Origin of the sequence: Tolypothrix sp. VBCCA 56010, assembly GCF_050875635.1 — a bacterium.
Taxonomy (GTDB): Bacteria; Cyanobacteriota; Cyanobacteriia; order Cyanobacteriales; family Nostocaceae; genus Hassallia.
Window position 1 is genome coordinate 1 of sequence record NZ_JBPAOH010000305.1, and the last position, 2,854, is coordinate 2,854.

General features: G+C 43.7%; 3 protein-coding genes and 1 pseudogene. 1 reads left to right on the forward strand and 3 read right to left on the reverse strand.

Annotated elements, in window-relative coordinates:
- Window positions 1-144: 144 nt before the first annotated feature.
- Window positions 145-477: a hypothetical protein gene (locus tag AABK37_RS40935; RefSeq protein WP_432557102.1), complete on the reverse strand. Its 333-nt coding sequence runs from the start codon at window positions 475-477 to the stop codon at window positions 145-147.
- A 244-nt stretch (window positions 478-721) separates the two neighbouring features.
- On the opposite strand from AABK37_RS40935, the pseudogene AABK37_RS40940 reads away from it, so the two are divergent.
- Window positions 722-940: pseudogene (locus tag AABK37_RS40940) on the forward strand (dihydroxy-acid dehydratase); the annotation flags it as partial.
- Between the two features lie 176 nt (window positions 941-1,116).
- Here AABK37_RS40940 and AABK37_RS40945 read toward each other — a convergent pair.
- Entirely contained in the window at window positions 1,117-1,410 is a 294-nt protein-coding gene (locus AABK37_RS40945) for a hypothetical protein (protein WP_432557103.1), read from the reverse strand.
- Window positions 1,411-1,543: 133 nt separating this feature from the next.
- Window positions 1,544-2,854 (reverse strand): WD40 repeat domain-containing protein (locus AABK37_RS40950; protein WP_432557104.1); only part of this gene is annotated, 1,311 nt, incomplete at its 5' end.

Sequence of the window (2,854 nt, forward strand, 5' to 3'; positions counted from 1 at the left end):
CTCATTATGTATCACTAATCACATCAAACCCAATGTTCTTAGATTACATCTTATGCTGACTTTTTGCTTAAGTTGACACCAATGGGCAGTGCCGTGCCCCTACAACCCGCCATATAATTTTGTACCTCACCTGAGTGGGAATCGCTATAATTTGTGTCTGACTTTACCACGATAGTAATAAGCTTCTGAATAATTGGGATAAATTTGTAATGCGTAATTAAATTCTGCGATCGCTTGTTGATATTCTTTTAATTGCAACTTGGCGATTCCGTTTTGATAGTGTGCAGTTGCTTTTTTCAAGTTTATTAGCAGTGATTCGTCATGAACTGTTGGTGATGATAGTTTAGCAATTCGATTTCGAGACTCCAAATTATCAATAAAATCTAGAACTTCTTGGAGTGACGTATCAGAAAGATTTTGTAACTTTTCCAGAATTTTCTCAATATAAGCCATGATTACTAAAGTATAAGAAACCACTGATTTTAGTATTCCCACTTCAGAGAAGTAAAACCGCAATTAAGTAGGTTTGTGTACAATATATTATCACAGCGAATGTAGGGACAATTCATGAATTGTCCCTACAAATACGCTCTTATTCACCATGAAAGGAGAATTGCTATATCTTCAATCTCGAATCCAAAGTGCTAACCCACCCCCACGACCATGTGCTGCAATCAAGTCTGGTGTCACCAAAAAAAATGCGAAAAAAGGCAGAACAGAAATTGGGGGAGCGATCGCGCTTGTGGAAGAAGGTGATAGTATCACAATTGATGCTCATGCGCGACTGTTGCAATTAAACGTATCCGATGAAGAATTAGCTAATCGTCGTGCAAATTGGCAACCCCGTCCCCCTCGTTATACGAAGGGTGTGTTAGGGAAATATGCCAAATTAGTATCTTCCAGCAGTCTTGGTGCGTTGACAGATTTAGATTTGTTTTGACAAGGTAGTAAGCGCAAAGAGCGCTTATTTTAAGCACTAAAGTGCTTACTACGAGTAAGATTATGTGCTGGGTGCGTTACGAACAATAACGCACCCTACCAGATTCAAGTTAAGAAATTTAAATTGTAGGGTGTGTTATGCCGAAGGCTAACGCACCATTAATAATTCAGGGTGCGTTACGCTGAAGCGATAACACACCCTACTGTCTGTCCTGTCGAATTTATTTCCGAGACTCTCGAATCTATTTCAACGACTCTCAAATCTATTTCAACGACTCTCGAATCTATTTCAACGACTCTCAAATCTATTTCAGCGACTCTCAAATCTATTTCAGCGACTCTCAAATCTATTTCAGCGACTCTCGAATCTATTTCAGCGACTCTCAAATCTATTTCAGCGACTCTCAAATCTATTTCAGCGACTCTCAAATCTATTTCCGAGACTCTCAAATCTATTTCAGCGACTCTCAAATCTATTTCAGCGACTCTTTAATGAGGTTCCAACACTCTTTAATCAGTATCAAACACTCATTAATGAAGATTAATACACACCCTCTCCCCCTCCCCCACTCCCCCACTCCCCCCCTGTCCCCCTCCCCCTCTCCTAACTACCACAAACCTGCTTCCCCACATCAGGATGTGAAGAAAGATAATCTTTTAGCCATCCGCAACTTCGTGCTAGCAGTTCATCCAAACCCTCAACCGGACGCAACTGTACAGTATTCTCACCAACTACAATCGCAATTAGTTTACCATCCGGGCTAAACACACCGTTACTAGCTTGATATTCAGCAAACTGCTGCCAAGTATCCCCTACTTGAGTCCATAAGCGGAGTGTATTGTCATCTGAAGCTGTGGCGATCGTCTTGCCATCAGGACTAAACGCTACGTTGTAGACCGAATCGTTATGCTTGAGGGTGGCAAGTTCCTTTCCTTGCAGGTTCCACAACTTCGCTGTCTTGTCACTTGATGCAGTGGCAATAGTCTTGCCATCCGGACTAAACGCTACGTTGTTGACCGCTGAGTTATGCTTGAGGGTGGCAATTTCCTTACCTTGCCGGTTCCACAACTTGGCTGTGTTGTCACCTGAAGCAGTGGCAATAGTCTTGCCATCAGGACTAAACGCTACGTTCCTGACCACTTTGTTATGCTTGAGGGTGGCAAGTTCCTTTCCTTGCAGGTTCCACAACTTCGCTGTACCGTCATATGAAGCAGTGGCAATAGTCTTGCCATCCGGACTAAACGCTACGTCGCTGACCGGTGAGTTCTGCTTGAGGGTGGCAATCTCCTTACCTTGCAGGTTCCACAACTTCGCTGTGTCAAATGATGCTGTGGCAATTGTCTTGCCATCAGGACTAAACGCGACGTTGATGACCGGACTGTTATGCTTGAGGGTGGCAATCTCCTTACCTTGCAGGTTCCACAACTTCGCTGTGTTGTCCCATGAAACTGTGGCAATAGTCTTGCCATCAGGACTAAACGCTACGTTGTTGACCTCTTTGTTATGCTTGAGGGTGGCAATTTCCTTACCTTGCAGGTTCCACAACTTCGCTGTGTTGTCACCTGAAGCTGTGGCAATAGTCTTGCCATCAGGACTAAACGCTAGGTTGATGACCGATGAGTTATGCTTGAGGGTGGCAATTTCCTTACCTTGCAGGTTCCACAACTTCGCTGTACCGTCACTTGAAGCTGTGGCAATCGTCTTGCCATCAGGACTAAACGCTACGTTGTTGACCAATTCGTTATGCTTGAGAATGGCAATTTCCTTACCTTGCAGGTTCCACAACTTCGCTGTATTGTCATATGAAGCTGTGGCAATAGTCTTGCCATCAGGACTAAACGCTACGTTGTTGACCTCTTTGTTATGCTTGAGGGTGGCAATTTCCTTACCTTGCAGGTTCCACAACTTCGCTGT